The sequence below is a fragment of the Janthinobacterium sp. PSPC1-1 genome (genome assembly GCF_049897625.1).
Lineage (GTDB): Bacteria > Pseudomonadota > Gammaproteobacteria > Burkholderiales > Burkholderiaceae_D > Janthinobacterium > Janthinobacterium tructae.
This window is the reverse complement of sequence record NZ_JAFCWP010000004.1, coordinates 430,709-454,964: the sequence shown is the minus strand read 5'-3', so window position 1 is coordinate 454,964 and position 24,256 is coordinate 430,709. Positions and strand designations below refer to the sequence as shown.

23 protein-coding genes are annotated in these 24,256 nt (G+C 63.1%); 15 read left to right on the top strand and 8 right to left on the bottom strand.

The window, feature by feature from the left end:
* Window positions 1–2: 2 nt before the first annotated feature.
* The 5 genes from hpnD to ACP7EG_RS15785 all read left to right on the top strand — a co-directional run bounded on the left by hpnD (window position 3) and on the right by ACP7EG_RS15785 (window position 4,127).
* A complete protein-coding gene (gene hpnD / locus ACP7EG_RS15805; RefSeq protein WP_426088508.1) occupies window positions 3–836 on the top strand; it encodes a presqualene diphosphate synthase HpnD in 834 nt (277 codons plus the stop codon).
* A 7-nt stretch (window positions 837–843) separates the two neighbouring features.
* Complete coding sequence (gene hpnE, locus ACP7EG_RS15800) at window positions 844–2,208, top strand: hydroxysqualene dehydroxylase HpnE (protein WP_426088354.1); 1,365 nt, start codon at window positions 844–846, stop codon at window positions 2,206–2,208.
* Window positions 2,209–2,338: 130 nt separating this feature from the next.
* Entirely contained in the window at window positions 2,339–2,494 is a 156-nt protein-coding gene (locus tag ACP7EG_RS15795; protein ID WP_426088353.1) for a hypothetical protein, read from the top strand.
* Window positions 2,495–2,518: 24 nt separating this feature from the next.
* Entirely contained in the window at window positions 2,519–3,310 is a 792-nt protein-coding gene (locus ACP7EG_RS15790; RefSeq protein ID WP_426088352.1) for a DUF1700 domain-containing protein, read from the top strand.
* Between the two features lie 10 nt (window positions 3,311–3,320).
* Entirely contained in the window at window positions 3,321–4,127 is an 807-nt protein-coding gene (locus ACP7EG_RS15785; protein ID WP_426088351.1) for a head GIN domain-containing protein, read from the top strand.
* A 33-nt stretch (window positions 4,128–4,160) separates the two neighbouring features.
* Here ACP7EG_RS15785 and ACP7EG_RS15780 read toward each other — a convergent pair whose 3' ends face one another.
* Window positions 4,161–5,402, bottom strand: a complete 1,242-nt coding sequence (locus ACP7EG_RS15780; protein ID WP_426088350.1) for a TIGR03862 family flavoprotein — start codon at window positions 5,400–5,402, stop codon at window positions 4,161–4,163.
* A 155-nt stretch (window positions 5,403–5,557) separates the two neighbouring features.
* Between ACP7EG_RS15780 and ACP7EG_RS15775 the strand changes: the two genes are divergently transcribed.
* The gene (locus tag ACP7EG_RS15775; RefSeq protein ID WP_071077488.1) at window positions 5,558–5,791 is read left to right on the top strand and encodes a hypothetical protein; all 234 of its coding nucleotides are present in this window, start codon (window positions 5,558–5,560) and stop codon (window positions 5,789–5,791) included.
* A 46-nt stretch (window positions 5,792–5,837) separates the two neighbouring features.
* Here the strand turns inward: ACP7EG_RS15775 and moaD are convergent, their stop codons facing one another.
* The 3 genes from moaD to thrC are packed head-to-tail and all read right to left on the bottom strand — an operon-like array spanning window position 5,838 to window position 8,834.
* Window positions 5,838–6,092, bottom strand: coding sequence for a molybdopterin converting factor subunit 1 (gene moaD, locus ACP7EG_RS15770; RefSeq protein WP_096235295.1), 255 nt, complete (start codon window positions 6,090–6,092; stop codon window positions 5,838–5,840).
* A gap of 10 nt (window positions 6,093–6,102) precedes the next feature.
* Window positions 6,103–7,323: a gephyrin-like molybdotransferase Glp gene (gene glp, locus ACP7EG_RS15765; RefSeq protein ID WP_426088349.1), complete on the bottom strand. Its 1,221-nt coding sequence runs from the start codon at window positions 7,321–7,323 to the stop codon at window positions 6,103–6,105.
* Window positions 7,324–7,337: 14 nt separating this feature from the next.
* Window positions 7,338–8,834: a threonine synthase gene (gene thrC / locus ACP7EG_RS15760; RefSeq protein ID WP_426088348.1), complete on the bottom strand. Its 1,497-nt coding sequence runs from the start codon at window positions 8,832–8,834 to the stop codon at window positions 7,338–7,340.
* Between the two features lie 219 nt (window positions 8,835–9,053).
* Between thrC and ACP7EG_RS15755 the strand changes: the two genes are divergently transcribed.
* The 3 genes from ACP7EG_RS15755 to ACP7EG_RS15745 all read left to right on the top strand — a co-directional run bounded on the left by ACP7EG_RS15755 (window position 9,054) and on the right by ACP7EG_RS15745 (window position 11,823).
* Window positions 9,054–9,467, top strand: a complete 414-nt coding sequence (locus ACP7EG_RS15755) for a hypothetical protein (protein ID WP_071077491.1) — start codon at window positions 9,054–9,056, stop codon at window positions 9,465–9,467.
* A 51-nt stretch (window positions 9,468–9,518) separates the two neighbouring features.
* Entirely contained in the window at window positions 9,519–10,988 is a 1,470-nt protein-coding gene (locus ACP7EG_RS15750; protein WP_426088347.1) for a hypothetical protein, read from the top strand.
* 94 nt (window positions 10,989–11,082) lie between these two features.
* Complete coding sequence (locus ACP7EG_RS15745) at window positions 11,083–11,823, top strand: AAA family ATPase (RefSeq protein ID WP_298414472.1); 741 nt, start codon at window positions 11,083–11,085, stop codon at window positions 11,821–11,823.
* An 80-nt stretch (window positions 11,824–11,903) separates the two neighbouring features.
* Here the strand turns inward: ACP7EG_RS15745 and ACP7EG_RS15740 are convergent, their stop codons facing one another.
* Genes ACP7EG_RS15740 through kbl form a run of 3 tightly spaced genes read right to left on the bottom strand, consistent with a single transcriptional unit; the run spans window position 11,904 to window position 15,574 of the window.
* The gene (locus ACP7EG_RS15740) at window positions 11,904–13,304 is read right to left on the bottom strand and encodes an L-serine ammonia-lyase (protein ID WP_426088346.1); all 1,401 of its coding nucleotides are present in this window, start codon (window positions 13,302–13,304) and stop codon (window positions 11,904–11,906) included.
* 48 nt (window positions 13,305–13,352) lie between these two features.
* Window positions 13,353–14,318, bottom strand: a complete 966-nt coding sequence (locus ACP7EG_RS15735; RefSeq protein ID WP_426088345.1) for an NAD-dependent epimerase/dehydratase family protein — start codon at window positions 14,316–14,318, stop codon at window positions 13,353–13,355.
* 20 nt (window positions 14,319–14,338) lie between these two features.
* Window positions 14,339–15,574, bottom strand: a complete 1,236-nt coding sequence (gene kbl / locus ACP7EG_RS15730; RefSeq protein WP_426088344.1) for a glycine C-acetyltransferase — start codon at window positions 15,572–15,574, stop codon at window positions 14,339–14,341.
* 221 nt (window positions 15,575–15,795) lie between these two features.
* Between kbl and ACP7EG_RS15725 the strand changes: the two genes are divergently transcribed.
* The 6 genes from ACP7EG_RS15725 (at window position 15,796) to ACP7EG_RS15700 (ending at window position 21,748) form a co-directional block, all read left to right on the top strand.
* Window positions 15,796–16,371, top strand: a complete 576-nt coding sequence (locus ACP7EG_RS15725) for a helix-turn-helix domain-containing protein (RefSeq protein ID WP_034751403.1) — start codon at window positions 15,796–15,798, stop codon at window positions 16,369–16,371.
* A 242-nt stretch (window positions 16,372–16,613) separates the two neighbouring features.
* A complete protein-coding gene (locus ACP7EG_RS15720; RefSeq protein ID WP_426088343.1) occupies window positions 16,614–17,540 on the top strand; it encodes an STM4015 family protein in 927 nt (308 codons plus the stop codon).
* A gap of 21 nt (window positions 17,541–17,561) precedes the next feature.
* Window positions 17,562–18,644, top strand: a complete 1,083-nt coding sequence (locus ACP7EG_RS15715; protein ID WP_426088507.1) for an STM4014 family protein — start codon at window positions 17,562–17,564, stop codon at window positions 18,642–18,644.
* Window positions 18,637–19,479 (top strand): STM4013/SEN3800 family hydrolase, encoded by an 843-nt coding sequence (locus ACP7EG_RS15710; protein WP_426088342.1) that lies wholly within the window; start codon window positions 18,637–18,639, stop codon window positions 19,477–19,479. Before ACP7EG_RS15715 ends, ACP7EG_RS15710 begins: the two co-directional genes overlap by 8 nt.
* Entirely contained in the window at window positions 19,476–20,855 is a 1,380-nt protein-coding gene (locus tag ACP7EG_RS15705) for an STM4012 family radical SAM protein (RefSeq protein WP_426088341.1), read from the top strand. The genes ACP7EG_RS15710 and ACP7EG_RS15705 overlap by 4 nt, the downstream gene beginning before the upstream one ends.
* The gene (locus ACP7EG_RS15700; RefSeq protein ID WP_426088340.1) at window positions 20,849–21,748 is read left to right on the top strand and encodes an STM4011 family radical SAM protein; all 900 of its coding nucleotides are present in this window, start codon (window positions 20,849–20,851) and stop codon (window positions 21,746–21,748) included. The genes ACP7EG_RS15705 and ACP7EG_RS15700 overlap by 7 nt, the downstream gene beginning before the upstream one ends.
* A 72-nt stretch (window positions 21,749–21,820) precedes the next feature.
* Here the strand turns inward: ACP7EG_RS15700 and ACP7EG_RS15695 are convergent, their stop codons facing one another.
* Window positions 21,821–24,004, bottom strand: coding sequence for a prolyl oligopeptidase family serine peptidase (locus ACP7EG_RS15695; RefSeq protein ID WP_426088339.1), 2,184 nt, complete (start codon window positions 24,002–24,004; stop codon window positions 21,821–21,823).
* Between the last annotated feature and the right edge of the window lie 252 nt (window positions 24,005–24,256).

Genomic DNA, 24,256 nt, shown 5'->3' with positions numbered 1-24,256 from the left:
CTATGTCTCCCGACGAATACTGCCAACAAAAGGCCGCCCAGAGCGGCTCCAGCTTCTACTACAGCTTCCTGTTCCTGCCGGCCGAACGCCGCAAGGCCATCACGGCCCTGTACGCGTTCTGCCGCGAAGTCGATGACACGGTCGATGACTGCACGGACGAAGCCGTGGCACGCACCAAGCTGGCCTGGTGGCGCAAGGAAGTCAAGGCCATGTACGAGGGCCTCCCCACGCATCCCGTGATGCGCGCGCTGGAGCCGCATCTGGCCGTATATCAACTGGAAGAAAAGCATTTGCAGGCCATCATCGACGGCATGGAAATGGACTTGAACCAGACCCGCTACCTCGATTACCAGGCCATGAGCCGCTATTGCTGGCACGTGGCCAGCGTGGTGGGCATCTTGTCGGCCAGCATCTTCGGCGCGACCCGCCCGGAAACGCTGCTGTACGCGGAAAAACTGGGCCATGCCTTCCAGCTGACCAACATCATCCGCGACGTGGGCGAAGATGCGCGCAAGGGGCGCATCTACCTGCCGATCAGCGAATTGCAGCAGTTCAATGTGACGGCGGCCGACCTGCTGAATGCGCGCCACAGCGAAAACTTTGAAAACCTCATGCGTTTCCAGGTGGCGCGCGCGCAAAAGGCGTACGACGAAGCCTTCGCGCTCTTGCCGGCGGAAGACCGCCGCGCCCAGCGCCCGGGCCTGATCATGGCCGCCATCTACCGCACGGTGCTCAATGAAGTCGAACGCGACGGCTACCACGTGCTGAAACAGCGCATCTCGCTCACGCCGATCCGCAAACTGTGGCTGGCCTGGAAGACCTGGGTTCGTGGCTGAGAGTAGCGTGAAGCAACGCTACGCCGTCATCGGCGCCGGCTGGGCTGGTTGCGCGGCGGCCATGGAACTGGCGCGCGCCGGCTACTCGGTGACCGTGTTCGAAGCGGCGCGCACCCTGGGCGGCCGCGCGCGCCGCGTCGAACGGGAAAGGACCGTGCTCGACAACGGCCAGCACATCTTGCTGGGCGCCTACACGGAAACCTTGCGCCTGATCAAGCTCGGGGGCCAAGACCCTGCCGAACTGATCCTCACCCTGCCCCTGCAGATGCGCTATCCGGCGAACTCCGATGGCATGGATTTTCTAGCGCCGCGCCTGCCCGCACCGCTGCACCTGGCCTGGGCCCTGCTGCGCGCCAAAGGTTTGCAGCGTGCCGACAAGCTGGCCCTGATGCGCTTTTCCACCGCCATGCGGACGATGGGCTGGCAACTGTACAACGATTGCACGGTGACCGAATTGCTGCAGCGCTTCGACCAGACGGACCGCTTGAACCGGCTGATGTGGCACCCGCTGTGCCTGGCAGCGCTGAATACCCCGCCCGAGCGGGCCTCGGCCCGCGTCTTCCTCAACGTGCTGCGCGACAGCCTGGGGGCGAGCCGCCGGCGCGCCTCCGACATGCTGATCCCGAAAGCGAACCTGAGTGCCCTGTTGCCCGAGGCGGCTGCCCGCTATCTGGAACAGCATGGCGGCACAGTGCGCATGGGCGCGAAGGTTACCGCCTTGCACGCCTTGCCCGATGGCCGCTGGCAGCTTGATGACGGCGTCGATGACGGCGAGCACTATGACGGCGTCATCGTCGCCACCTCGTCCGTGCAGGCCGCCAGCCTGCTGCAAGGCTTGCACGACACACGCCTCGACGACGTCATCAATCGCATGCAGGCGTTCACGCCGGAAGCCATCAGCACCTGCTACCTGCAATACGACGCCAGCGTGCGCCTGGACTTGCCGTTGTACGCGCTCGTCGATGCACCAGAGCGGCAGCACTGGGGCCAGTTCGTCTTCGACCGGGGCCAGCTCGACGCCAACCAGGCGGGCTTGCTGGCCGTCGTCATCAGCGCTTCCGGCCCAGCCGCCGAGCAAGGCCACGGGCCGCTGGCGCAAGCCATCGCGGCGCAGCTGGCGCAGGTGCTACAGCGTCCGGAGCTGGCGCAGCCCGTCTGGACCCAGCTGATCACGGAAAAGCGCGCCACCTTTGCCTGTACGCCGGACCTGGCGCGCCCCGGCAACGCCAGCGGCGTGCCGGGCTTGCTGCTGGCCGGCGACTACACGGCCAATGCTGACCGGACGCAAGACTATCCGGCCACCATCGAGGCGGCCGTGCGCAGCGGCGTGGCGGCGGCAAAGGCCGTCACCACGGGCAAGGTGGCAAAGTAGACTTGACGGTGCATCCTCCCCTGGTGTCGCTCGCCCCCGCGAAATTGCATTCTGTCGCACCGCGCTGGTGCGCTCGCGTGCGCTTGGGTACAGTCTGATCATCGACAACGTCCATGCCACGGGGAATACCATGCACACCACCTTGCACTTGAAAAACAGCTTGAAAGCCCTGGCGTTGCTCGCTTGTGTGGTGCTGGCCACCCTGATCGTCATTCAGGTACAGCAGGCGCCACAAGCGCCATTACTGCTGAGCCAGGCAAGCATGTTGCTGCCGGCGCTGGGCTAAGCGGCGCGCAGGAACAGGAAGAATATGATGAACAAGCAAGACTATCTCGACTCTCTGCGGCGCGCGCTGGCAGGCTTGCCACCGGACCTGGTGGCCAAGACGCTCGATTATTACGAACAGACCTTCATCGAAGGCGCTGCGGCCGGCCGCAGCGAGCACGAGATCGCCGACGATCTGGGCGAGCCGAAGAAAATCGCCCTCACCTTGCGCAACAGCACCAATCGCCAGGCTTTCGAGCAAAAGAAAACTCCCATCAACCTGCTGCGCCTGCTCGTCTCGCTGGTGGGCCTGACCATCTTCAACCTGTTCATGGTCGTGCCTGCCGCCGTCTACGCGGCCCTGCTGGCCACCCTGTATGCCGTCGGCCTGAGCTTTTACCTGGCCGGCATCGCCATCACGGCCAGCGGCTTGTCCGGTGCCAACGAACTGGTGCTCGACGGCCCCTTGCGCCACGTCTTCATCCATGACGATGACGGCGGCGAAGGAGGCGAGCGGCGCGAAACACGCATCACCATCGGCGACACGGGCATCGAAATCGACCACGTGCCCGGTCCCTTGCAGCGTGAACCGGCCGAACCCCAGGGGCCGGGCGTTTCGTCGCGCATGATGGAGCGGGCCGAAGCGCTGGCCGGCGGCGGCATCCGCATCTCCACCGACATGGACCGCGATGCGCGCACCACGCAAACCGTCTTCGGCGTGGGCATGCTGCTCGGCGGTATCGCCATCTTCCTGCTCAGTCTGGTGGTCACGCGCTATACCTTGATCGGCATCAAGCGCTACATCGCCATGAATGTCTCCCTGCTCAAAGGTCACTAGAAAGGCTGCCATGAAACGCTTGCTCAAAGTTGGCCTGTCCATGCTCTTGCTGGCAATGGTCCTGATCGCCATGTCGTATGCGGCGCTGCGCGCCAAGGGAATCAGCAATCCCAGCAGCGCTGCCGGCCGCGCCGTGCGCAGCGAAACGCGCCCGATTTCCGCCAACATCAACAGCATCGACCTGGCCGGTCCCATCGATCTGGTGTTGCGCCGCGGCAGTACGCCATCAATGAAGGTGAGCGGCGAGCAACGCTTGCTGTCGAACGTCGCGACCAGCGCTGACGGCACGACCCTGCATATCGGCCCGAAAGGCATGCTGTTCCACCATCGCCAGCCGCTGCAAGTGGAACTGGTGCTGCCATCGCTGGTGCGCGTGGAAGTGCACGGCAATGGCGACAGCAAGATCACGGGATTTTCCGGCGATAGTTTCATCCTGGAATTGACGGGTTCGGGCGACGTCAGCTTCACGGGACGCTACAAGCAAGTACAAGCCACCGTCAACGGCAGTGGCGACCTCGACATCAATGCCGGCAACAGCGACAGCGTGGTGCTGGAAATGGTGGGCTCCGGGCGCATCGCCGCCAGCGGCAACACGAAATTCCTGCGTGCCGACCTGAGCGGCTCAGGCGATATCGATGCCGAGCACCTGGCGTCCGACAAGGCCAGCGTCAGCCTGCAAGGCTCGGGCACGAGCACTGTCTTCGTGCGCGACGCCACCAACCTCACCTTGCGCGGCAGCGGCGACATCCACGTCCACGGCAACCCGCGCCAGCGCGATGCGCAAAAGAGTGGTTCAGGCGATATTATCTGGCATTAATGATGGCGCTAACGATCAAATGCTGTAGTAATTTCAAGAATTCTCTTCCAGCCAACTGACCGCCTGCTCGCCGGCCGCCTTGCCTTGCGCCAGGCAAGCCGTCAGCAGGTAGCCACCCGTGGGCGCTTCCCAGTCCAGCATTTCACCAGCGACAAACACGCCCGGCATGGCGCGCAGCATGCTGCCGTCGATGCCGTCGAAGGCCACGCCACCGGCGCTGCTGATGGCTTCATCGATGGGGCGCGGACGCTGCAAGGTGACGGGCAGCAGCTTGATGGCGGCAGCCAGTTTGGCTTCGTCGGCAAAGTCCGCCGCGCCCAGGCATTCGCGCAGCAAGCCCGATTTCACGCCCTTGATGCCCAGCCGGCTTTGCAGGTGGCTGGACATGGAACGGGCGCCACGCGGGCGCGTCACTTCCTCGAACACGCGTGCATGACTGTGGTCGGGCGCCAGGTCCAGCCAGATGGTGGTGCTGCCGTCACGCGCGATCTGCTCGCGCAGTGCGGCCGCCAGCGCATAAATCAGGCCTCCTTCCACGCCGCCCGCCGTGATGACGCACTGCCCCTGGCGCTTGACCGTCAAGCCATCGAGGTCATGCGCCGTGATGGCCAGCGTGGCCAGGTGCTCGCCCGCGTAACGGCTGCTGAAATGCTCGCTCCAGTCCACGTCGAAGCCGCAATTGGCCGGCGCCAAAGGCGCCACGGCGACGCCCTGCCCTTCCAGCAGCGGCACCCAGGCGCCGTCCGATCCCAGGCGCGCCCAGCTTCCGCCACCGAGCGCCAGGATCACGGCGTCAAAGGTGAAACGGCGTTCGCCGTCCGGCGTGGCGAAGGCCAGTTGGCCGTCGTGCCAGCCAGTCCAGCGGTGACGCATGTGAAATTGCACGCCTGCTTCGCGCAAGCGATGCAGCCAGGCGCGCAGCAAAGGCGCGGCCTTCATATCGGTCGGGAAAACGCGGTTCGAGGAACCGACGAAGGTCTCCACGCCCAGGCCGTGCACCCAGTCGCGCACCTTTTGCGGGCCGAACTGGTCCAGCGCCGGTTTCACCCGGTGCGCTTGCCTGGCGTAGCGCGAGACGAAGGCCTGGTAGCCTTCCGCGTGCGTGATGTTCATGCCGCCGCGCCCGGCCAGCAGGAATTTTCGGCCAACGGACGGCATGGCGTCGAACAATTCCACCTGTGCGCCCTGGTCGGCGGCCGCCTGGGCGGCCATCAGGCCGGCGGGGCCGCCGCCGATGACGGCGATGTGAAACGGAGGGGAACTGGAATGGGTCATGGCAAGCTGGAAAGACGGTGAAAACCCCGGCATTTTAGTCGAGATAAGGCCCGGGGATGGCAAGAATGCCGAAAAATGATGCATACTGCGCGGACATGCTGCAGCGATCAGTACTTTGACTTCACCAGACAACCAGACGACAAGAGGAGAAACACATGGGTGCAGGATTCTGGATTTCCCGTTATTTGCTGGCCAGTTCGATTTTATTCATCATCCTGACGGTGGTCGAATACAGCAAGGGCACCACCAGCAACGCCGACATCCTCAGCGCGCTGGCCTGGTCGCTGGTGGCGTCGGCCATCTTCATCGGCTCGAAATACTGGCGCCACAAGAAAGCCATCGCCTGCGCCACGTGCAGCGGGGACAAAGCAAAAACCAAGTCATCATGAAAAAACGGCCACTTCGATGAAGTGGCCGTCTCACTGGGAAGCGGGATCAGCCGCCCGTCACAGGTGGGAAGAATGCCACCTCGTCGCCTTCCGCAATCACGGTATCGGCATCGCACATCACCTGGTTATGCGCCATGCGCAGCGCGCGCCCCTGCGCCAGCGCATATTCCCAGTTGCCGCCGCGGGCGATCAGCAGGGTTCTCACCTCGCCCACCGTCAGCGGCGCGGCCACTTCCAGTACTTCCTGGCCCGTGCCCACCAGCTCGCGCACGCTGGCAAAAAAACGCAGATTGATCTTCATCGATACTTCCTTAGTACAGCAATTCGTTAAACGGGATAAAGCGCAGCATGTCGCCGCGCGCAATCGACAGCCCCGGCGGGCAATCGATCAAGCCGTCGCCCCATACGGTGGACGTCAGCACGCCCGAACTCTGGTTGGCGAACAGCTCCAGTTCGCCGTCGTCATTGACCTTGGCGCGCAAGAACTCGTTGCGCTTGTCCGCCTTCAGGCGTTCAAACGCGGCCGGCAGCTTGTAGCTGCGCGGCGCCAGATTGCCCGCCACGCCTTGCAGGCGCAGGATGAACGGGCGCACGAACAGCAGGAAGGTAACGAAGCTGGAGACGGGATTGCCGGGCAAGCCGACAAAGAAGGCATCCTGCACTTCGCCGAAAGCCAAGGGTTTACCCGGCTTGACGGCGATCTGCCACATGTTCAGCCGCCCTTCCGCTTCCACCGCCGGCTTGATATGGTCTTCCTCGCCCACGGACACGCCGCCCGAGGTGATGATCAGATCATTGCCCTGGGCCGCCTGGCGCAGCACGGCTTTTGTCGCTTCCAGGCTGTCGGGCACGATGCCCAGGTCCGTGATGTCGCAACCCAAATTTTCCAGCAGTCCCCGCAGGGTAAACCGGTTCGAGTTGTAGACGGCGCCCGGCGCCAAAGGTTCACCGGGCATGGCCAGTTCGTCGCCCGTGAAAAACACGGCCACGCGCAGCTTGCGCAGCACGGGTACTTGCGCCAGGCCCACCGAGGCGGCCAGGCCCATTTCCTGGCTGCGCAAACGCCTGCCCGCACCGAGGATGACGCCGCCGGCGCGGATATCCTCGCCCTGGCGGCGCACCCATTCGCCCGCATGCGGCACGTGGTTCACCGTCACCACGCCGTCAAGCAAGGTGCATTGCTCCTGCATCACCACGCAATCGGCGCCGTCCGGCAGCAGCGCGCCAGTAAAGATGCGCGCCGCCGTCCCCGGCTGCAGGGGCTGGCCCACGTGGCCGGCCGCGATGCGCTGCGACACGGGCAAGCTGGCCGCGCCGCTGGCGCAGTCAATCGCGCGCACGGCATAGCCATCCATCTGCGTGTTGTCGCGCTCGGGCACGTTCAGGGTCGACGTCTGCGCCGCAGCCAGCACGCGGCCGTTGGCGCGCATGGTATCGACCAGCTCGACTTCGGCCACCGGACGCGCCGCGCCCAGCATGAAGGCTTGCGCCTCAGCCACCGACAGCATGCGTGGTGCAGCCGGATCGCTCATCACAGGCCCGCTCATCACAAGCCCGTATTTGCGGCGATGTACGCCTTCATTTTCTCGACGTCGGCATCCATCACGACGAACTTTTGCGGCAAGTCTTCGATGTTTTCGAAGCCGGCCGGGCGCTCGGCGTCCACGCCCAGCGCTTCGAGGATGGTTTCGTTGAACTTGGCCGCCAGCGCCGTTTCCAGCACGATCATCGGCACGTTCGGTTCCAGGTGCTCGCGCGCCACCTTGATGCCATCGGCCGTATGCGTGTCGATGGTGATGCCATAGTCGTCGGCCACGTCGCGGATGGTATCGAGGCGGTCCTGGTGCGTGGACTTGCCCGACTTGAAGCCGTATTTGGCCACCAGCTTGAATTCGTCGCCGTCGCTGCCAGGCTTGCCGGACAGGTCGAAGCCGCCATGCGTTTCCACTTTCGTGAACAGTGCGCGCACGCGCTCGCTGTCGCGGCCCACCAGGTCGTAGACGAAGCGCTCGAAGTTCGACGCTTTCGAAATATCCATCGACGGGCTGCTCGTATGGTAGGTCTCGGCCGACTTGCGCACGCGGTAGACGCCCGTGCGGAAGAATTCGTCGAGCACGTCATTTTCATTCGTCGCCGCCACCAGTTTCGAGATCGGCAAGCCCATCATGCGGGCGATATGGCCGGCGCAGATATTGCCAAAGTTGCCAGACGGCACCGTGAACGACACTTTTTGCTCATTGCTGGTGGTCGCCGCCAGGTAGCCGCGGAAGTAGTACACGACTTGCGCCACGACACGCGCCCAGTTGATGGAATTGACGGTGCCGATCTTCTGCTTTGCCTTGAACGGCAAGTCGTTCGACACGGCCTTGACCATATCCTGGCAGTCGTCGAACACGCCTTCGACGGCGATGTTAACAATGTTCGGGTCTTGCAGGCTGAACATCTGCGCCGTCTGGAAGGCGCTCATTTTCTTGTGCGGCGACAGCATGAAGACGCGGATGCCCTTCTTGCCGCGCATCGCGTATTCGGCCGCGCTGCCCGTGTCGCCCGAGGTGGCGCCGAAGATATTGAGTTCGGCGCCCGTCTTGGCCAAGGTGTATTCGAACAGGTTGCCCAGCAGCTGCATGGCCATGTCCTTGAAGGCCAGGGTCGGGCCGTTCGACAGCGCTTGCAGCATCAGGGTGGTCGATCCACCCTTGACGACGTTTTCTTCGAGCACGCGCAGCGGCGTGATGTCGGACGCGTTTTCGCCGGTGCGGGCATTCTTGTAGACTGCCTTGGTATAGGTTTTCGCCGTCAATGCCTTCAGGTCCGCGGCCGGGATATCGGTGGCGAACTTCTTCAGGATTTCGAATGCCAGGTCGGCATACGACAATGTGCGCCAGGCGTTGAGCTCGGCACCAGTGACTTGCGGGTAGTGTTCTGGGAGGTACAGTCCGCCATCGGGGGCCAGGCCGCCCAGGAGGATGTCGGAAAATTGCTGCAAAGATGACTGTTGCGACTGCAATGGCGCTGTATCAGCGCGGGTAGACACGTAGTGCATAAATTTGAAGAGTCCAGTTGAGCTGAGTGCGGTTGATCATGAATGGCAGCGGATATTATAGTGCCAGCCGCTCCCCAAGGCGAATCCGTCGCGTTTGCCCGGGCACCGCCCGCCCGGCGCAGGGCGCGTCTGTTGTCAAACGACACACCTTGTCGCACGGCAACTGTATCATGGCCGCTTTACAGACTAGCCGGGCACGCCAGCCCGCCCACGACGACCATGCCACAGCTCATCGACCATATCGACGCCATCGCGCGCCAGCGCCAGCGTGCCGTGCTGTACCTGGAGTTCCACCCAAAAAGCTATGAAGAGTCGCGCCTCTACCGCCATGACGACGATGCCGTGCGCAGCAGTATGCTCGACTGGTTTGACGCGCAGGCGATCGCCTGGCAGCCTTGCGGCCCCTACGCCGAACTGTCGGGCTTTTCGTCGTGGCGCGGCCAGATCTGCTTCGAGCTGCCGTATGACGAAACGCTGCCCGCGTATTGCCAGCTGCGGGACTACCTCGAGCATGCGGACGGCAGCATGCGCCATGCGGGCGTGCGCTTCTACCTGCTCACCCTTGATCTCGCCATGCAGAACGCGGCCCATGACGAACCCGGCTTCTGGGACCGCTGGGCGCAAGATCTGTAGGCCCGCCGCCGTCCCCCATTTTTTCAACACAGCAATGAACAGGAATGCCACATGAAGCGTGACGATTTTCTCAAGCAGGACGATGTACGGGGCTTTATCGACTGGCTGGCGGCAGAACTGCCAGTCAAGCCCTTTCACCTGAAGATGGCGCGCAGCCGCTTCGTGCCGGGCGGCCTGGACGTGCAGGCGACGGGCCTGGAAGCGGTGCTCGGCCACTATGTGTGGAGCACGCGCTGGACCGATGCGCAAGGCAAGGCTGTCATCTCGGGCAACTGGCACGAGACGCGCGCCTCGCTGGGCCTGCTGCGCGGCTGGCTGAAAGACGCCATCGCGCGGCAGGATGAAGACCAGGCGCTGGCCGCCTGCCTGGCCATCCTCGAATGGGGCGGCGTGCGCGGCGCTATCGTCTTCCTCAAGCGCCTGCATGCACAAGGCCGCCTGGTCGCCTACTTCACGCGCCTGGCGCCATTGATGTCGCTCGACTCGGACGCTTCGCTCGATGCGCTCGATACGGACAGCGTGGAACGCTTCGACGCAGGCCTGACCAAGATCCACGCCCTGTTTGATGACAGCGGCTCGCCCATCTACGACAGCCGCGTGGGCGCGGCCATGGCCATGCTGTACGCGCAATACCGCAGCCAGGCGGGCAAGAAGCTGGCAAAAAAACACTGGCTGGCCTTCCCCTCGGGCGCCGCGCGCGGCAAGCAAATCCGCAATCCCAAGGGGATCGACAGCGGCTTTGCCGGTGCACCGCAATTCTTTGGCAAGGCCGTGTCGTGCCAGGACTGGGCGCAATGGCAGGTCAAGCTGGGCTGGATCCTGCGCGCCGTGCTGGAACAGTGCGACTGGTTCCAGGCGGACAGCGCCGACATGGCTGCCCGCTGCCATGCCTTCGAAGCTTGCTTGTTCATGCTGGGGTATGACTTGCGGTGTTTTGCTGCGACACGCGTCCCGGAATCGGTGGCCGTCGCAGCGCCGGTCGAGGAAGACGAGGTGCCGCAATTTGGCTGGGTGCCGACTGGCTGTTCCTTTGAAAAAGTCCTCCCCCTGTACGCACAGTTCCGCCGTGGCCAGGAAAAAGACGATCTTGCCACTTTTGCCAGGTGGTACACCAGGACTCAGGGTGCCGCAGTAAAAACCGCCAATGCCTACTGCTTTCCATACTCCGAAGGCGAATTTGATCTGTTTGGCAGCAGCGAAGAGCGTCTGAATGAAGTTTTGGCCGGTGGCAAGAGCGGACTGTATGCCGCGGTGGGCAGCGCGGAACCTTATGTGGAGAGCGCCGAGCGGGAACAAATTTGTCTGGTCGACGCTTTGCTGGTTGGACGCACAGCGGATATGTCGGCTCCGGTGCGCACAGCCTGGCTACTGAAAAAAGGCTATGCGGGAACGAAAAGTGCTGCCGGCACCCTGATGACGGTCGGACGCCAGGTCGGCCGTCATTTCGGCCTGCTGGACGAAAAGTATCGTCCCACCGCCTTCTACCATGAGTACTTCGGCGATTGCATGCGCGAGCCTTAAGTCAAAAAATCAGGCGCCCGTGCTGGCGCGTGCGCCTGATTTGCGCCACACTGGTGTTTGTCGGCCCGCTTCCGGGCCATTGATGGAACCGGCCATGTCGCTGAGTAAAAAACCGTATCTGCAAAGCGCCGCGCTGCGCCACGACGCCGTCGTCGACCTGGACCACTATCCGTTCACCATCCCCGCCATCCGCGACTTCGTGCACATGGACTTCCACCGCGATGTGACGTTTTTCGTGGGCGAAAATGGCAGCGGCAAATCGACCATGCTCGAAGCGCTGGCCGTGGGACTGGGTTTCGGCAAGGATGGCGGCACGCGCAATGTGCGCATCGCCCTGCCGTCGGACGAGGAATCGGGCTTGCATGCGCATCTGCGCCTGAGCAAAAGCTACAAGAAACCGGAAGACAGTTATTTTTTGCGCGCCGAGAGCTTTTTCAATGTCGCCACCTACATGGACGACATGCCCGAATACCTGGGCAGCTACGGCGGCAAGTCGCTGCACGCGCAATCGCACGGCGAAGCGTTCATGGCGACTCTGATCAACAAGCTGCGGGGCAAGGGACTGTATCTGCTGGACGAGCCGGAGGCGGCCCTGTCGCCCAGCCGCCAGATGGCGGCATTATCGGTGATCCACCAGTTGGTGCAGGACGACTCGCAGCTGATCATCGCCACGCATTCGCCCATCCTGCTGGCCTACCCGAACGCGAAAATCCTCAGTTTTACGGGCGGTGGCATCCATGAAGTGGCGTATGAGGATACGGAACACTATGCGGTCACGCGCGATTTCCTGAATCACTACCCGAGAAGGCTGGAGCAGCTGTTTGAGGAGGAGTGAAGACCAACCCAAAGGTAAGATCCGGGGTCGGACCCTGAGGGTCCGACCCCGGCGTCTGCCGTTGGGGTATTTTCAGATGTTCAGCAAGCGGCGTGGTTCACCGTAATCACATGGACTGCCAGCCCACCCAGCGACGTTTCCTTGTACTTGTCCTGCATGTCCGCGCCCGTCTGGCGCATGGTTTCGATGACTTCGTCGAGGCTGACGAAGTGCGTGCCGTCGCCCTTCAGCGCCAGCGAGGCGGCCGTGATGGCTTTCACGGCGCCCATGCCGTTGCGCTCGATGCAGGGAATCTGCACCAGGCCGCCGATGGGGTCGCAGGTCATGCCCAGGTGGTGCTCGATGCCGATTTCGGCCGCGTTTTCGATCTGTTCATTCGTGCCACCCAGGGCCGCCACCAGGCCGGCCGCTGCCATGGCGCAAGCCACGCCCACTTCGCCCTGACAACCCACTTCGGCGCCCGAGATCGAGGCATTGCGCTTGCACAGCATGCCGATGGCGGCGGCCGTCAACATGAAGCGGCGCACGCCGCCCACGGGATCGCTGGGGCGGCAATCCTGCGCATAGTAGCGCAGCACGGCCGGGATGATGCCGGCGGCGCCGTTGGTCGGGGCAGTGACCACACGGCCGCCCGCCGCGTTTTCTTCGTTGACGGCCATCGCGTACAGGCTGACCAGGTGCACGGCGTCGTGCGGCAAGTCGTTGGCGCGGTTGTCCGACGCCTTCGCCTCCTGCGCCAAACGCCATAATTTGGCGGCGCGGCGCTTCACGTTCAAGCCGCCCGGCAGGTTGCCCGTCGTTTCCAGGCCGTGCGCGATGCAGTCGCGCATGACGTGCCAGATGCGGTCCAGGCCTTCATTGAGTTCCGTCTCGCTGCGCTTGACGCACTCGTTCGCGCGCAGCATTTCCGGGATCGACAGGCCGCTTTCCACGCCATGCGCCAGCAACTGCTCCATGGTGTCGAAGGGGAAGACGACTCTTGCGCTGGCAGCCGATTCCACCGCCGCTTCCGACTGCGCTTCGCCTGCCTCGCGGATAAAACCGCCGCCGATCGAGTAATACACCTTGTCGACCCGGCTGCCATCCGCCAGTTTCAGCGTAAAACGCATGCCGTTCGGATGCTCGGGCAGGGATTCGCTCTTGTGCCAGATCAAACCCGTGGCGGCCGTAAACGGCACCACGTGCGTGCCCAGCAGCGCGATTTCACCGGCCGCCTCGATGGCGGCCAGTTTGCTGTCGACGGCATCGGGCGCCACGTCTTGCGGCGTTTCGCCCATCAAGCCCAGAATGACGGCCTTGTCCGTGGCATGGCCCACGCCCGTCAGCGCCAGCGAGCCATACAGGGCCGCCTCGACGCCCACAACCTGGTCGAGCGGACCGTATTCGACCAGAAAACGCCGCGCCGCCACCATCGGCCCCACCGTGTGGGAACTCGACGGCCCGATGCCGATCTTGAACAGGTCAAATACGCTCATATCCATGTAGTGTCTCTTTATATTAGTATGTTTTTATGAAAGCGGGTTCGTGCTTCAGGCAGCCTGCGCAGCCTGGCCCACGTCGACATTGGCCAGCATGTCGGTGACCATCTGCTCGACGCCGATCTGCGCCTTCCAGCCCCAGTCCGCGCTGGCCTTGCTGTCGTCCAGGCTTTGCGGCCAGCTGTCGGCGATGGCCTGGCGGCTGTCCGGTTTGTAGCTGATCTTGAAGTCCGGCACCATGTGCACGATGGCTTTCGCCAGTTGCTCGGGGTTGAACGACACGCCGGCCACGTTGTACGAAGAACGGATCTTGATCGATGCTGCCGGCGCGTCCATCAGTTCGATGGTGGCGCGGATCGCGTCGGGCATGTAAATCATCGGCAAGGTGGTGTGCGCATCGAGGAAGCAGTCATAACGCTCGCCGCGCAAGGCCGCGTGGAAGATCGCGATGGCGTAATCGGTGGTGCCGCCGCCCGGAGGCGACTTGTAGCTGATGATGCCCGGGTAGCGGATGCTGCGCACGTCCACGCCATACTTGTTGAAGTAGTACTCGCACAGGCGCTCGCCGGCCAGCTTGCTGATGCCGTACATCGAGGTCGGGTCCATCACCGTCATTTGCGGCGTGTTCACTTGCGGCGTGTTCGGGCCGAAGGCGGCGATCGATGATGGCCAGAAGATGCGCAGCGGTTTGCCCGCTACACCCCGCTCGCGCGCCAGTTCCAGGATATTCAGCAAGCCATCCATGTTCAGGCTCCACGCCTTCAATGGCGCCGCTTCGCCCGTGGCCGACAGCATGGCCGCCAGCTGGTACACCTGGGTGATGTTTTCATCGGCGATGAGCTTCGCCAGGCCATCCTTGTCCAGCACGTTCAGCTGCGCATAGCGCCTGGCGTGGTACAGGTTATTCGTGCCGATATCGCTGGCGATGACGTTGTCCGCGCCGTGCTGCTGCGCCAGTGCGCCCACCAACTCACTACCGATTTGGCCGTTTGCGCCAATGACTAAGATGCGTTCCATGCTATTTTCCTGAATTCTTGTTAGTTGGTAGTGGTAGTGGTAGTGGTAGTGGTCAGCAAACCGAGTTCCTTGCCGGCCTGCTCGAAGGCGGCCAGCACTTGCACCAGCTGTTCGCGGGTGTGGGCGGCCGACAGCTGCACGCGGACCCTGGCCTGGCCCATCGGCACGACCGGGTAGAAGAAGCCCGTCACCAGCACGCCCAGTTCATATAGGCGGGCGGCAAATTGTTGTGCCACGGGGGCGTCGAACAGCATCACGGGCACCACCGGATGCGTGCCCGGTTTGATGGTAAAGCCGATGCGCTCGATTTCGCTGCGGAAGAAGGCCGTGTTTTCATGCAAACGGTCGCGCAGTTCCGTCGACTTGGCCAGGCGTTCCAATACCGATAGCGAAGCGCCGGCAATCGATGGCGCCAGGGTGTTCGAGAACAGATAAGGGCGCGATTTCTGGCGCAGCGTGTCGATGACTTCCTTGCGTGCCGAGGTAAAGCCGCCCATGGCGCCGCCCAGGGCCTTGCCCAAGGTGCCCGTGATGATGTCGATGCGGCCCATCACATTGTGATGTTCGTGCGTGCCGCGGCCCGTCGCGCCCATGAAACCGGAAGCGTGGCATTCGTCGATCATCACCAGCGCGCCGTATTGGTCGGCCAGGTCGCAGATCTTGTCGAGTTGCGCAATCGTGCCATCCATCGAGAACACGCCATCCGTGACGATGACCTTGTGGCGCTTGCCGGCGGCGACGGCCGCTTGCAGCTGCACTTCCAGGTCGGCCATGTCGTTGTGCGCGTAGCGGTAGCGGCCAGCCTTGCACAGGCGAATGCCGTCGATGATGGAAGCGTGGTTCAGCGCGTCGGAAATGATGGCGTCGTTTTCATCGAACAGGGGCTCGAACACGCCGCCGTTGGCGTCGAATGCGGCCGCGTACAAGATCGTGTCTTCGGTACCCAGGAACGCGGAAATCGCCTGCTCCAGTTCTTTATGTACGGTTTGCGTGCCGCAAATGAAGCGCACGGACGACAGGCCGTAGCCGTATTTTTGCGTGGCGGCAATCGACGCTTCCTGCGTCTGCAGGTCGCCGGACAGGCCCAGGTAGTTGTTCGCACACATATTGATCAGGGTACGGCCATCGTCGCACACCACTTCGGCGCCCTGGCGCGAGGCGATCACGCGCTCGGACTTGTACAAGCCCTGTTGGCGCAATTGATCGAGATTCTGTTGCAGACCGCTGAAAAAGGTGTTCTTCGCTTGCTCGCTCATGATGATCCTTGTGTGTCCCTGTTGTATGGATGATATCCGGGTAACCTCAGCCGCCATAGCGAAAAGCAGCCGCTTGACCGGTGCGCGCAGTATGCTGTACCGTGAAGCGCTGTTTGAAGTCTACACGTTTCCGTGTTTTTCCTCAAAATCCACTATGTCGAACTAAAATTCAATATAGTGGATATTACCCAAGCCTATTGAACTTTGCAAGCCACCTGCCGATGAAAACCAGCGTTTCGACCAATTCTCCCCCTGAAGTGGGTGCCACCCTGCAACGGCTACGCCTGGCGCGCGGCCTGACACTCGAGGATTTGTCGCGCATCGCGGGCGTATCGAAGTCCATGCTGTCGCAAATCGAGCGCGAAAAAGCCAATCCCACCATCGCCATCACCTGGCGCCTGGCCAACGCCCTGGGCGTGCAGATCGGCGAATTGCTGTCCAGCGCGGAAAAGGCCGTGGAAACCATCCGCATCACGGACGCCCACGAAACCCCCACCCTGCCCGGCGACCATGCGGGCTACGTGCTGCGCATCCTGGGGCCGATGGAACTGGCCGGCAAATATGAATGGTATGAAGTGACGCTGGCGCCGGGCGGCGAACTGGCGTCGCAGCCGCACGATCCCGGCACCACCGAGCATTTGACGGTAATCCACGGCAACCTGGAACTGGAAGTGGGGACGGCGAAGAAAAAGGTCAAGAATGGCGGCACGGCGCGCTATCCGGCGGACCAGCCGCATACCATCCGCAATCTGGGCAAGACCGAGGGCAAGGCGCTGCTGGTGGTCATACACAGGTAATAAGCCCAAGGGCAAGAACTGGGGTCGTACCCTCAGGGTACGACCCCGGCGGCAGTGGGGTTCAAGTCAGGCACTGCATTCTCCAGTGCGCAATAAGCCCCCTTCCTCATGCTAAGATTTTAGAATAGACAAGATTTCCAGGCCTGGATGTCTTCGCAGAGCGTCGCGGCACATCCCGGCTCATCCCTCCGCCACACCGCGCGCGGCATCCAGGCCTCCACCGCCTACACGGAGCCATAGCGATGACCATTTCCGACAGCACCACCACCTTCCACGACAAGCAAGTCGTCCAGTACGACCCGGACTTGCCCTTCGACGCGTCACCCGGCATCGTCTACCGTTTGTCGCTCGAGTATGACGATGAACGCAAGATGGACGAGCTGATCGCCGGCTTCCTCGCCAAGGCAGACAAGAACACACTTGAAGCGCTGATCATCGGCATGTGGGGCGACCCGTACGAATCGGGCGCCGACGAAGTGATGGCTGCGCTGATCGCCCAGGCGCCGCAGCTGCCCAACTTGCGTGCCCTGTTCATCGGCGACATGACGTACGAGGAATGCGAAATTTCGTGGATCGTGCAAGGCAGCTACAAGCCCCTGCTGGACGCCTTCCCGCTGCTGCAGGAATTGCGCATCCGCGGCGGCAATGAGCTGGTCATCGAACCGTTCGCCCACCAGCACCTGCGTCGCTTCACCATCGAAGCGGGCGGCCTCGATCAAAAAATCGCCGAGGCGCTGGCGCAATCGAGCATGCCGCAACTGGAACACCTGGAACTGTGGCTGGGCACGGACGACTATGGCTTTTCCGGCGACGTGGCGCTGTATCGCAAGGTGCTGGCGCAACTGACCGTGCCGACCCTGAAATATCTCGGCTTGCGCGACGCGGAGATCGCCGACGACCTGGCCGTCTGGCTGGCGCAAGAACCGCTGGTGGCGCAGCTCGACACCTTGGACCTGTCGCTGGGCACCATCGGCGACCTGGGCGCCGTGGCCGTGCTCAATCACACGCAACTGGGCAAGTTGAAGCGCCTGGACCTGTCGCATCACTACATCTCGGAAGAAAACCAGGCCAAGCTGAAGGCGCTGCCCTTCGAGGTGGTGCTGGACGATCCGCAGGAAGCCGATGAAGACGACGGCGAAAGCTACCGCTACGTGGCTGTCGGCGAATAGGCGGAGTTTTATCCTTTGCTGATGCCTCTCACCCTGCTGGCGACACAGGGCTGCAAGCGCGTGCGCCTGATGCAGGCGGCGCGCGCGCAACTGCGCCTGCCGCCCGTGCAGGTGCTGGAATGGCGCGACTGGCTGGCGCAGCCGGCGCTGCTGGAAGCCGCCCTGCGCCAGCCCGGCTGGCTGAAAATCGAACCGCCCGGCGACGATCCCGCCGCCCACCTGCTGTTACTGCAGGCGGGCGGGCGCCTGCTGGAGCGTCCGCCCGTCGCTGCGCCCGCGCATGGCGAGCTGCTGGCCATGGACGCCTGGTTTGCCGGCTTTACCGCTGCCATGGCCACCCTGGCGACGCAGCTGGCCGAGCTGCCGCAAACGCGCGTCTTCAATGCGCCGGCCGAGATCAGCCTCATGACGGACAAACTGGCTTGCCAGCGCCATCTGGCCGCGCACGGCGTGCCCATACCTGCCTTGCTGGGAGCCGTGGAGAGCTACGACCATCTGCAGTCGCTGCTGCATGCGCATGACATTGACCGCGTGTATCTGAAACCGCGCTACGGCTCATCCGCGTCCGGCGTCGTCGCCTACCGAAGGAACAAGGCCGGCCAGCAGCAAGCCACCACCTCGGCCACCTTGCACCGCACGGAGGGCATAACGCGCCTGATGAACAGCAAACGCATGGCGCGCTACGAATCCGAACACGACATCGCCGCCCTTGTCGACGCGCTGGCCGCGCAACAGCTGTATGCGGAAGCATGGCTGAACAAGCCGCGCTGCGGCGACAGCCACTACGACCTGCGCGTCGTGACCCTGGCCGGCCAGCCCGCGCACCGGGTGGCGCGCATCGGCAAGCAGATGATGACCAATCTGCACCTCGACAACCGGCGCGGCGATGCGGCTGGTCTCCTGAACACTGCCGACATGCAGGCACTGGAGGAAACCGCCGCCCTGGCCGCGCGCGCCTTCCCCCGCAGCCACGTGACGGGCTACGACCTGGTGGTGCGCCAGGGCCAGGCCCGCGTGCTGGAGGCGAATGCCTTCGGCGACCTGCTGCCCGGCCTTCTGTGGCAAGGCATCGATACATACACGGCGCAACTGGCCCATGCATAAAGAAACACCGGCCAGCCCCGACATGCACGCCATCGTCGGCAGCCACGACATCGTCTTCATCACGCTCGACACCCTGCGCTACGACGTGGCGCAAGCGCTGTACGAGGCGGGCGAACTGCCCGTGCTGGGACGTTTTTTATCACCGGGCGGCTGGGAACGGCGCCACTCGCCCGCCACGTTCACCTACGCGGCGCACCAGGCCTTCTTCGCGGGCTTTTTGCCCACGCCGGCCGCGCCGGGCCGCCATCCGCGCCTGTTCGCTTCCGCCTTCGCGGGCAGCGAAACGACCTCAAAGCACACGTTCGCGTTCGAGCAGGCGGACCTGCCCGCCGCGCTGGCCGCGCGCGGCTACCGCACCATCTGCATCGGCGGCGTGGGTTTCTTTAATAAACAGACGGCGCTGGGCACCGTGCTGCCGTCGCTGTTCCAGGAAAGCCACTGGAGCGCCGGCATGGGCGTGGCCAGCCGCCACTCGACGCAAAAACAGGTGGCGCTGGCCATAGCCCGCCTGGCGGACGGCGAGCAGCGCACTTTTTTGTTCATCAACGTTGCTGCCCTGCATACGCCAAACCGCGCCTACCTGCCCGGCTGCCATGCCGATAACCTGGACAGCCATGCGGCGGCCCTGCGCTATGTGGATGGCGCGCTGGCGCCGTTGTTTGCCGCCTGCGCCGCGCGCGCACCCACGTTTGCCATCGTCTGCTCGGATCACGGCAGCGCGTATGGCGAAGACGGCTACCGGGGCCATAGAGTGGCCCATGACAGCGTGTGGAACGTGCCGTACGCGCACTTCTTCATCGCCCCCGATACACCTCCCAAGGAATCCCCACCGTGAACCCATCCGAACAGCCTGGCACCCTGGCGCAGCGCATGCGCCACACGCCCTACCAGGCGTATTCCTATTCGTATCCGCACAAGGCGGCTTACCGCACCTTGCCGCAGGCGGCGCCGCTGGCGCCCCTGTGGGCGCAGCAAGACCGCTCCGCCCTGTTCGCGTATATCCATATTCCGTTTTGCGAGATGCGCTGCGGCTTTTGCAACCTGTTCGCCATGGCACGCCCAAGTACCGACATGGTCGAGCGCTACGTGCAGCAATTGCTGGTGCAGATGCGCGCCCTGGGCGGCGCGCTGGGCGAACGGCGCTTCGCCCGCTTCGCGCTGGGCGGCGGCACGCCCACTTATTTGTCACCGGCGCAGTTGGACACCCTGCTGTGCGGCGCGCGCGACATCCTCGGCATCGACTTGCAAACCACGCCGGCCGGCATCGAGGCGTCGCCCGAAACCATCACGGCAGAACGCCTTGCCGTCTGCCGCGCGCACGGCATCGACCGGGTCAGCCTGGGCATCCAGAGCTTTGCCGCCGGCGAAATGCGCGCGCTGGCCCGTCCCCAGCAAAACGCCACCGTCCATCACGCCATCGGCCTGATACGCGACGCCGGCTTCCCCACCTTGAACCTGGACCTGATCTACGGCATCGCGGGGCAAACCGTCGCCAGCCTGCTGGCCTCCATCGACAGCGCGCTGACGTTTGCGCCCGAAGAGATCTATCTGTATCCGCTGTACGTGCGAGAACAAACAGGCCTGGGCAAGGTGGCGCGGCGCCGGGGTGCGCAATCGCTCAACCCCATCATGCTGGCGCAGGACGGCGACAGCCGTCTGGCCCTGTACGCGGCCGCGCGCGACCATTTGCGCGCGCAAGGCTATGAGCAGGTGTCGATGCGCATGTTCCGCGCCCCGCATGCGCCGGAACAGAACGGTCCCTCGTACTGCTGCCAGAATGACGGCATGCTGGGCCTGGGTGCGGGCGCCCGCTCCTATACGACCAAGCTGCACTACTCCAGCGAGTACGCCGTGGCGCGCACGGACACCATCAACATCATCGACGGGTATCTGGCGCTCGATGAAGCGCGCTTCGCGCAGGCAGAACACGGCTACCAGCTCGATGACGAAGAACAGCGCCGGCGCTACGTGATCCAGTCGCTGCTGACCGAACCGGGCCTGGACCGCGATGCCTACCTGGCGCGCTTCGGTTCTCGCTGCGAAGAAGACTTGCCGCAACTGGCCGAGCTGCACGCTTTGGAATTGGTGGAAGAAAATGGCCCGCTGCTGCGCCTGAACGAGCGGGGCTACAGCTATGCCGACACCATCGGCCCGTGGCTGGCATCCGATACGGTACGCGCGCTGATGGCCGAAGGCGGCCAGGCGTGCTGACCGCGCAGCCAGGCGTGCTGTCCTTGCTGTACCGCGGCACCCTGGCCAGTTGCAACTACGCCTGCGGCTACTGCCCATTCGCCAAGAAGCGCGACAGCCGCGCTGCGCTGGCCCGCGACGCGCGCGAAGTGGCGCGTTTTACGGATTGGGTGGCGGCGCAACACCGGAACATCAGTGTGCTGTTCACGCCCTGGGGCGAAGCGCTGGTGCGGCGCCACTACCGCGCGGCCATGCAAACCCTGGCAGCCTTGCCGCACGTGCGCCAGGTGGCGCTGCAGACGAACCTGTCCGGCCCCTTGGGCTGGCTGGAGAACATGGACGGGCTGGACAAGATCGGCCTGTGGTGCACCTACCACCCGGACCAGACGACCTTGACCCGCTTTCTCGCACGCTGCGCGCGTCTGGACGCCATGGGCGTGCGCTATTCCGTCGGCGTCGTGGCGATGAACGAACACCTGGATGCCATCCGCGCCCTGCGCGCGGCGCTGCCGGAGCACGTGTACCTTTGGCTGAACGCGTATGACCGGCGTGGCCCCGGCTACTACGCTCCCGACGATCTGGCCTGGCTGGACGCCGTCGACCCGTGGTTCGCGCAAAACCGCCGCCCGTCGCCCTCGCGCAATAAACCTTGCCTGGCGGGCGAAGCGTCGCTGTCCGTCGATGGCGATGGCGAACTGGCGCGCTGCCATTTCGTGCCCGAGCGGCTGGGTAATCTGTACGTGGATGACCTGGCGGACATGCTGCAGGAACGCGCCTGCCCGCGCTTCAAGTGCGACTGCTATATCGGCTACGCGCAGCGCAAGGATTTGCCGTTTCAGGCGGTGTTTGGGGAGGGGGTGCTGGCGAGGATTGTGACTGTAGGTCGACTTAGCGGGGCAAAAAGCCCCGCGTAATCCGACACATTGTTGGCGCTGGCGGTGTCGGATTACGCACGGCGATGCCGCGCGAATCCGACCTGCCGTGTTTTACTGCGCCGCCACCTTGGCCGGCTCCGGTGCCGCGACTGGCGTCATCTTCAGCGAACGGCTGAGGAAGCCCCAGCGGTCCGCCACTTCTTCGATCTGCTTGGTCGTCGGCTTGCCAGCGCCATGGCCCGCCTTGCTGTCGATTCGGATCAGCACGGGTGCCGGGCCGCCTTGCGCTGCCTGGGCAGCGGCGGCGAACTTGAAGCTGTGGGCAGGCACGACGCGATCGTCGTGGTCGGCCGTCGTGATCATGGTGGCCGGATAGCAGCCGCCCGCCTTCAGGTTGTGCAGCGGCGAGTATTTCACCAGCGCCTTGAATTGCTCGGCATCGTCCGACGAACCGTAGTCAGGCACCCAGCCCCAGCCCACGGTGAACTTGTGGAAGCGCAACATGTCGAGCACGCCCACTTGCGGAATCGCTGCGGCGAACAGGTCGGGACGCTGCGTCATGGCCGCGCCCACCAGCAGGCCGCCATTACTGCCGCCGCCGATCGCCAGTTTCGATGGCGAGGTGACTTTGTTGTCCACCAGCCATTGCGCCGCGCCGATGAAATCGTCGAACACGTTTTGCTTGTTCAGCTTGGTGCCAGCCTGGTGCCAGGCTTCGCCGTATTCGCCGCCGCCGCGCAGATTGGCCATCACGTAGACGCCGCCCATTTCCACCCAGGCAAGATTGGCCACGGAGAAGCTCGGCGTGAGGGAAATATTGAAGCCGCCATAGCCATACAGATAAGTTGGATTACTACCGTCGAGCTTCATGCCTTTTTTCGAGACGATGAACATTGGCACCTTGGTACCGTCGCGGCTGGTAAAGAATTGCTGGCGCGTTTCAAAGGCGTTCGGGTCGAAATCGACCTTCGGCTGGCGGTACACCGTGCTCTTGCCCGATTTCATGTCGTAGCGGTAGATGGTCGCTGGCGTCGTGAAACTGGTAAACGAGTAGAACGTTTCCGTGTCGCCACGTTTACCGGCAAAACCACCGGCCGAACCGATGCCCGGCAAGGCTACTTCACGCACCAGCTTGCCGTTCAGGTCGACGATCTTGATTTGCGTTTGCGCATCTTTCAAGTAGTCGAGCACCAGCTGGTTGTTGATCAGGTTGACGGCGACCAGGGTTTCCGCGCTTTGCGGCACGATTTCCTTCCAGTCGGCCGCTGCAGGTTTACGCGTATCGATGGCGATCACGCGCGATTTCGGCGCATTGTTATCCGTCTTGAAGAAGAACACGGGGCCGTCATTGTCGATGAACGAGTAGGAAGCATCGAACGCCTCCAGCAAGCCCACGACCTTGGTGTTCTTCTGGCGCAAGTCCTTATAAAAAACGCGGTTCTTGCGTTCCGTGCCCTGCGTGGCCGTGATGATCAAATAATTGCCATCATCGCTGACGGTGCTGCCGCCAAACGCCCATTCCTTCTGGTCGGGACGGTCGAAGACCAGCACGTCGTCGCTTTGCGGCGTGCCGATCTTGTGGAAATACAATTTCTGGAAATAATTGATATCGGCCAGCTTGGTCGCTTCATTCGGCGCGTCATAGCGGCTGTAGAAGAATCCCTTGTTGTCCTTGGTCCATGAGGCGCCCGAGAACTTGGCCCACTTGATGTGATCGCTCAAATCCTTGCCCGATTCGATGTCGCGTACTTTCCACTCGTTCCAGTCGGAACCGGAGGCGGACGTGGCATACGCCAGGTACTTGCCGTTCGGGCTGATCGAAGTGCCGGCCAGCGCCACCGTGCCATCCGTGGACAGGGTGTTCGGGTCCAGCAGCAGACGGGGCTCGTCCGTCAGTTTTTTCACCGTGTACAGCACGGCCTGGTTCTGCAAGCCATCGTTGCGGCTGTAGAAGTAGCGGCCGCCCTGCTTCGTTGGCGTAGAGAAACGCTCATAGTTCCACAGCTTGGTCAGGCGCTGCTTGATCGCGGCGCGCTCAGGAATGGTGCCCAGGTAGGACTGCGTCAGCTTGTTTTGCGCCGCCACCCATTCGCCCGTTTCCGCGCTGTTGGCGTCTTCCAGCCAGCGGTAGGGATCGGCAATGGTGGTGCCGAAATAGCTGTCTTGCTGGTCAACTTTTTTGCTGACCGGATACGTCACGGAGGCGCCATCGCCGGCCGGGCAAGATTGCGCCATGGCATTGCCACCGAAAGCGGCCAGCAAGCTGAATATGAGGGTTGCACTACGTAATTGCATGGGTTGTTGTCTCATTGTTGGATGTCGAAGAAAGCAGGCCGTTCACACTCACGCTGCGGCTGCCCATGTTGACTTTCGCCAAGAGAAATCATAGCGCGGATTGCCACTTTTAAAGCACAGTTATCTGATGGATTTGCCGTTTTTTGTTTGGGCAATTCTAAGGAATCACCGTGGTAAATCGCGTTTTTGGCGAGAATCGGCAAACTGAAGGGCAGGCAAGAAACATTATCAAAAGCTAATACGTTTCATCAA

What these genes read in the sequence shown, in the direction of transcription:
- ACP7EG_RS15785 (WP_426088351.1), top strand. Translation starts at nt 3,321, where the DNA reads ATGAAACGCTTGCTCAAAGTTGGCCTGTCCATGCTCTTGCTGGCAATG.
- moaD (WP_096235295.1), bottom strand. Translation starts at nt 6,092, where the DNA reads ATGAAGATCAATCTGCGTTTTTTTGCCAGCGTGCGCGAGCTGGTGGGC.
- ACP7EG_RS15710 (WP_426088342.1), top strand. Translation starts at nt 18,637, where the DNA reads ATGCATAAAGAAACACCGGCCAGCCCCGACATGCACGCCATCGTCGGC.
- ACP7EG_RS15795 (WP_426088353.1), top strand. Translation starts at nt 2,339, where the DNA reads ATGCACACCACCTTGCACTTGAAAAACAGCTTGAAAGCCCTGGCGTTG.
- ACP7EG_RS15735 (WP_426088345.1), bottom strand. Translation starts at nt 14,318, where the DNA reads ATGGAACGCATCTTAGTCATTGGCGCAAACGGCCAAATCGGTAGTGAG.
- thrC (WP_426088348.1), bottom strand. Translation starts at nt 8,834, where the DNA reads ATGCACTACGTGTCTACCCGCGCTGATACAGCGCCATTGCAGTCGCAA.
- hpnD (WP_426088508.1), top strand. Translation starts at nt 3, where the DNA reads ATGTCTCCCGACGAATACTGCCAACAAAAGGCCGCCCAGAGCGGCTCC.
- ACP7EG_RS15720 (WP_426088343.1), top strand. Translation starts at nt 16,614, where the DNA reads ATGACCATTTCCGACAGCACCACCACCTTCCACGACAAGCAAGTCGTC.
- ACP7EG_RS15790 (WP_426088352.1), top strand. Translation starts at nt 2,519, where the DNA reads ATGATGAACAAGCAAGACTATCTCGACTCTCTGCGGCGCGCGCTGGCA.
- ACP7EG_RS15775 (WP_071077488.1), top strand. Translation starts at nt 5,558, where the DNA reads ATGGGTGCAGGATTCTGGATTTCCCGTTATTTGCTGGCCAGTTCGATT.
- kbl (WP_426088344.1), bottom strand. Translation starts at nt 15,574, where the DNA reads ATGAGCGAGCAAGCGAAGAACACCTTTTTCAGCGGTCTGCAACAGAAT.
- ACP7EG_RS15725 (WP_034751403.1), top strand. Translation starts at nt 15,796, where the DNA reads ATGAAAACCAGCGTTTCGACCAATTCTCCCCCTGAAGTGGGTGCCACC.
- ACP7EG_RS15780 (WP_426088350.1), bottom strand. Translation starts at nt 5,402, where the DNA reads ATGACCCATTCCAGTTCCCCTCCGTTTCACATCGCCGTCATCGGCGGC.
- ACP7EG_RS15755 (WP_071077491.1), top strand. Translation starts at nt 9,054, where the DNA reads ATGCCACAGCTCATCGACCATATCGACGCCATCGCGCGCCAGCGCCAG.
- ACP7EG_RS15750 (WP_426088347.1), top strand. Translation starts at nt 9,519, where the DNA reads ATGAAGCGTGACGATTTTCTCAAGCAGGACGATGTACGGGGCTTTATC.
- ACP7EG_RS15695 (WP_426088339.1), bottom strand. Translation starts at nt 24,004, where the DNA reads ATGCAATTACGTAGTGCAACCCTCATATTCAGCTTGCTGGCCGCTTTC.
- ACP7EG_RS15745 (WP_298414472.1), top strand. Translation starts at nt 11,083, where the DNA reads ATGTCGCTGAGTAAAAAACCGTATCTGCAAAGCGCCGCGCTGCGCCAC.
- ACP7EG_RS15715 (WP_426088507.1), top strand. Translation starts at nt 17,562, where the DNA reads ATGCCTCTCACCCTGCTGGCGACACAGGGCTGCAAGCGCGTGCGCCTG.
- ACP7EG_RS15740 (WP_426088346.1), bottom strand. Translation starts at nt 13,304, where the DNA reads ATGGATATGAGCGTATTTGACCTGTTCAAGATCGGCATCGGGCCGTCG.
- glp (WP_426088349.1), bottom strand. Translation starts at nt 7,323, where the DNA reads ATGAGCGATCCGGCTGCACCACGCATGCTGTCGGTGGCTGAGGCGCAA.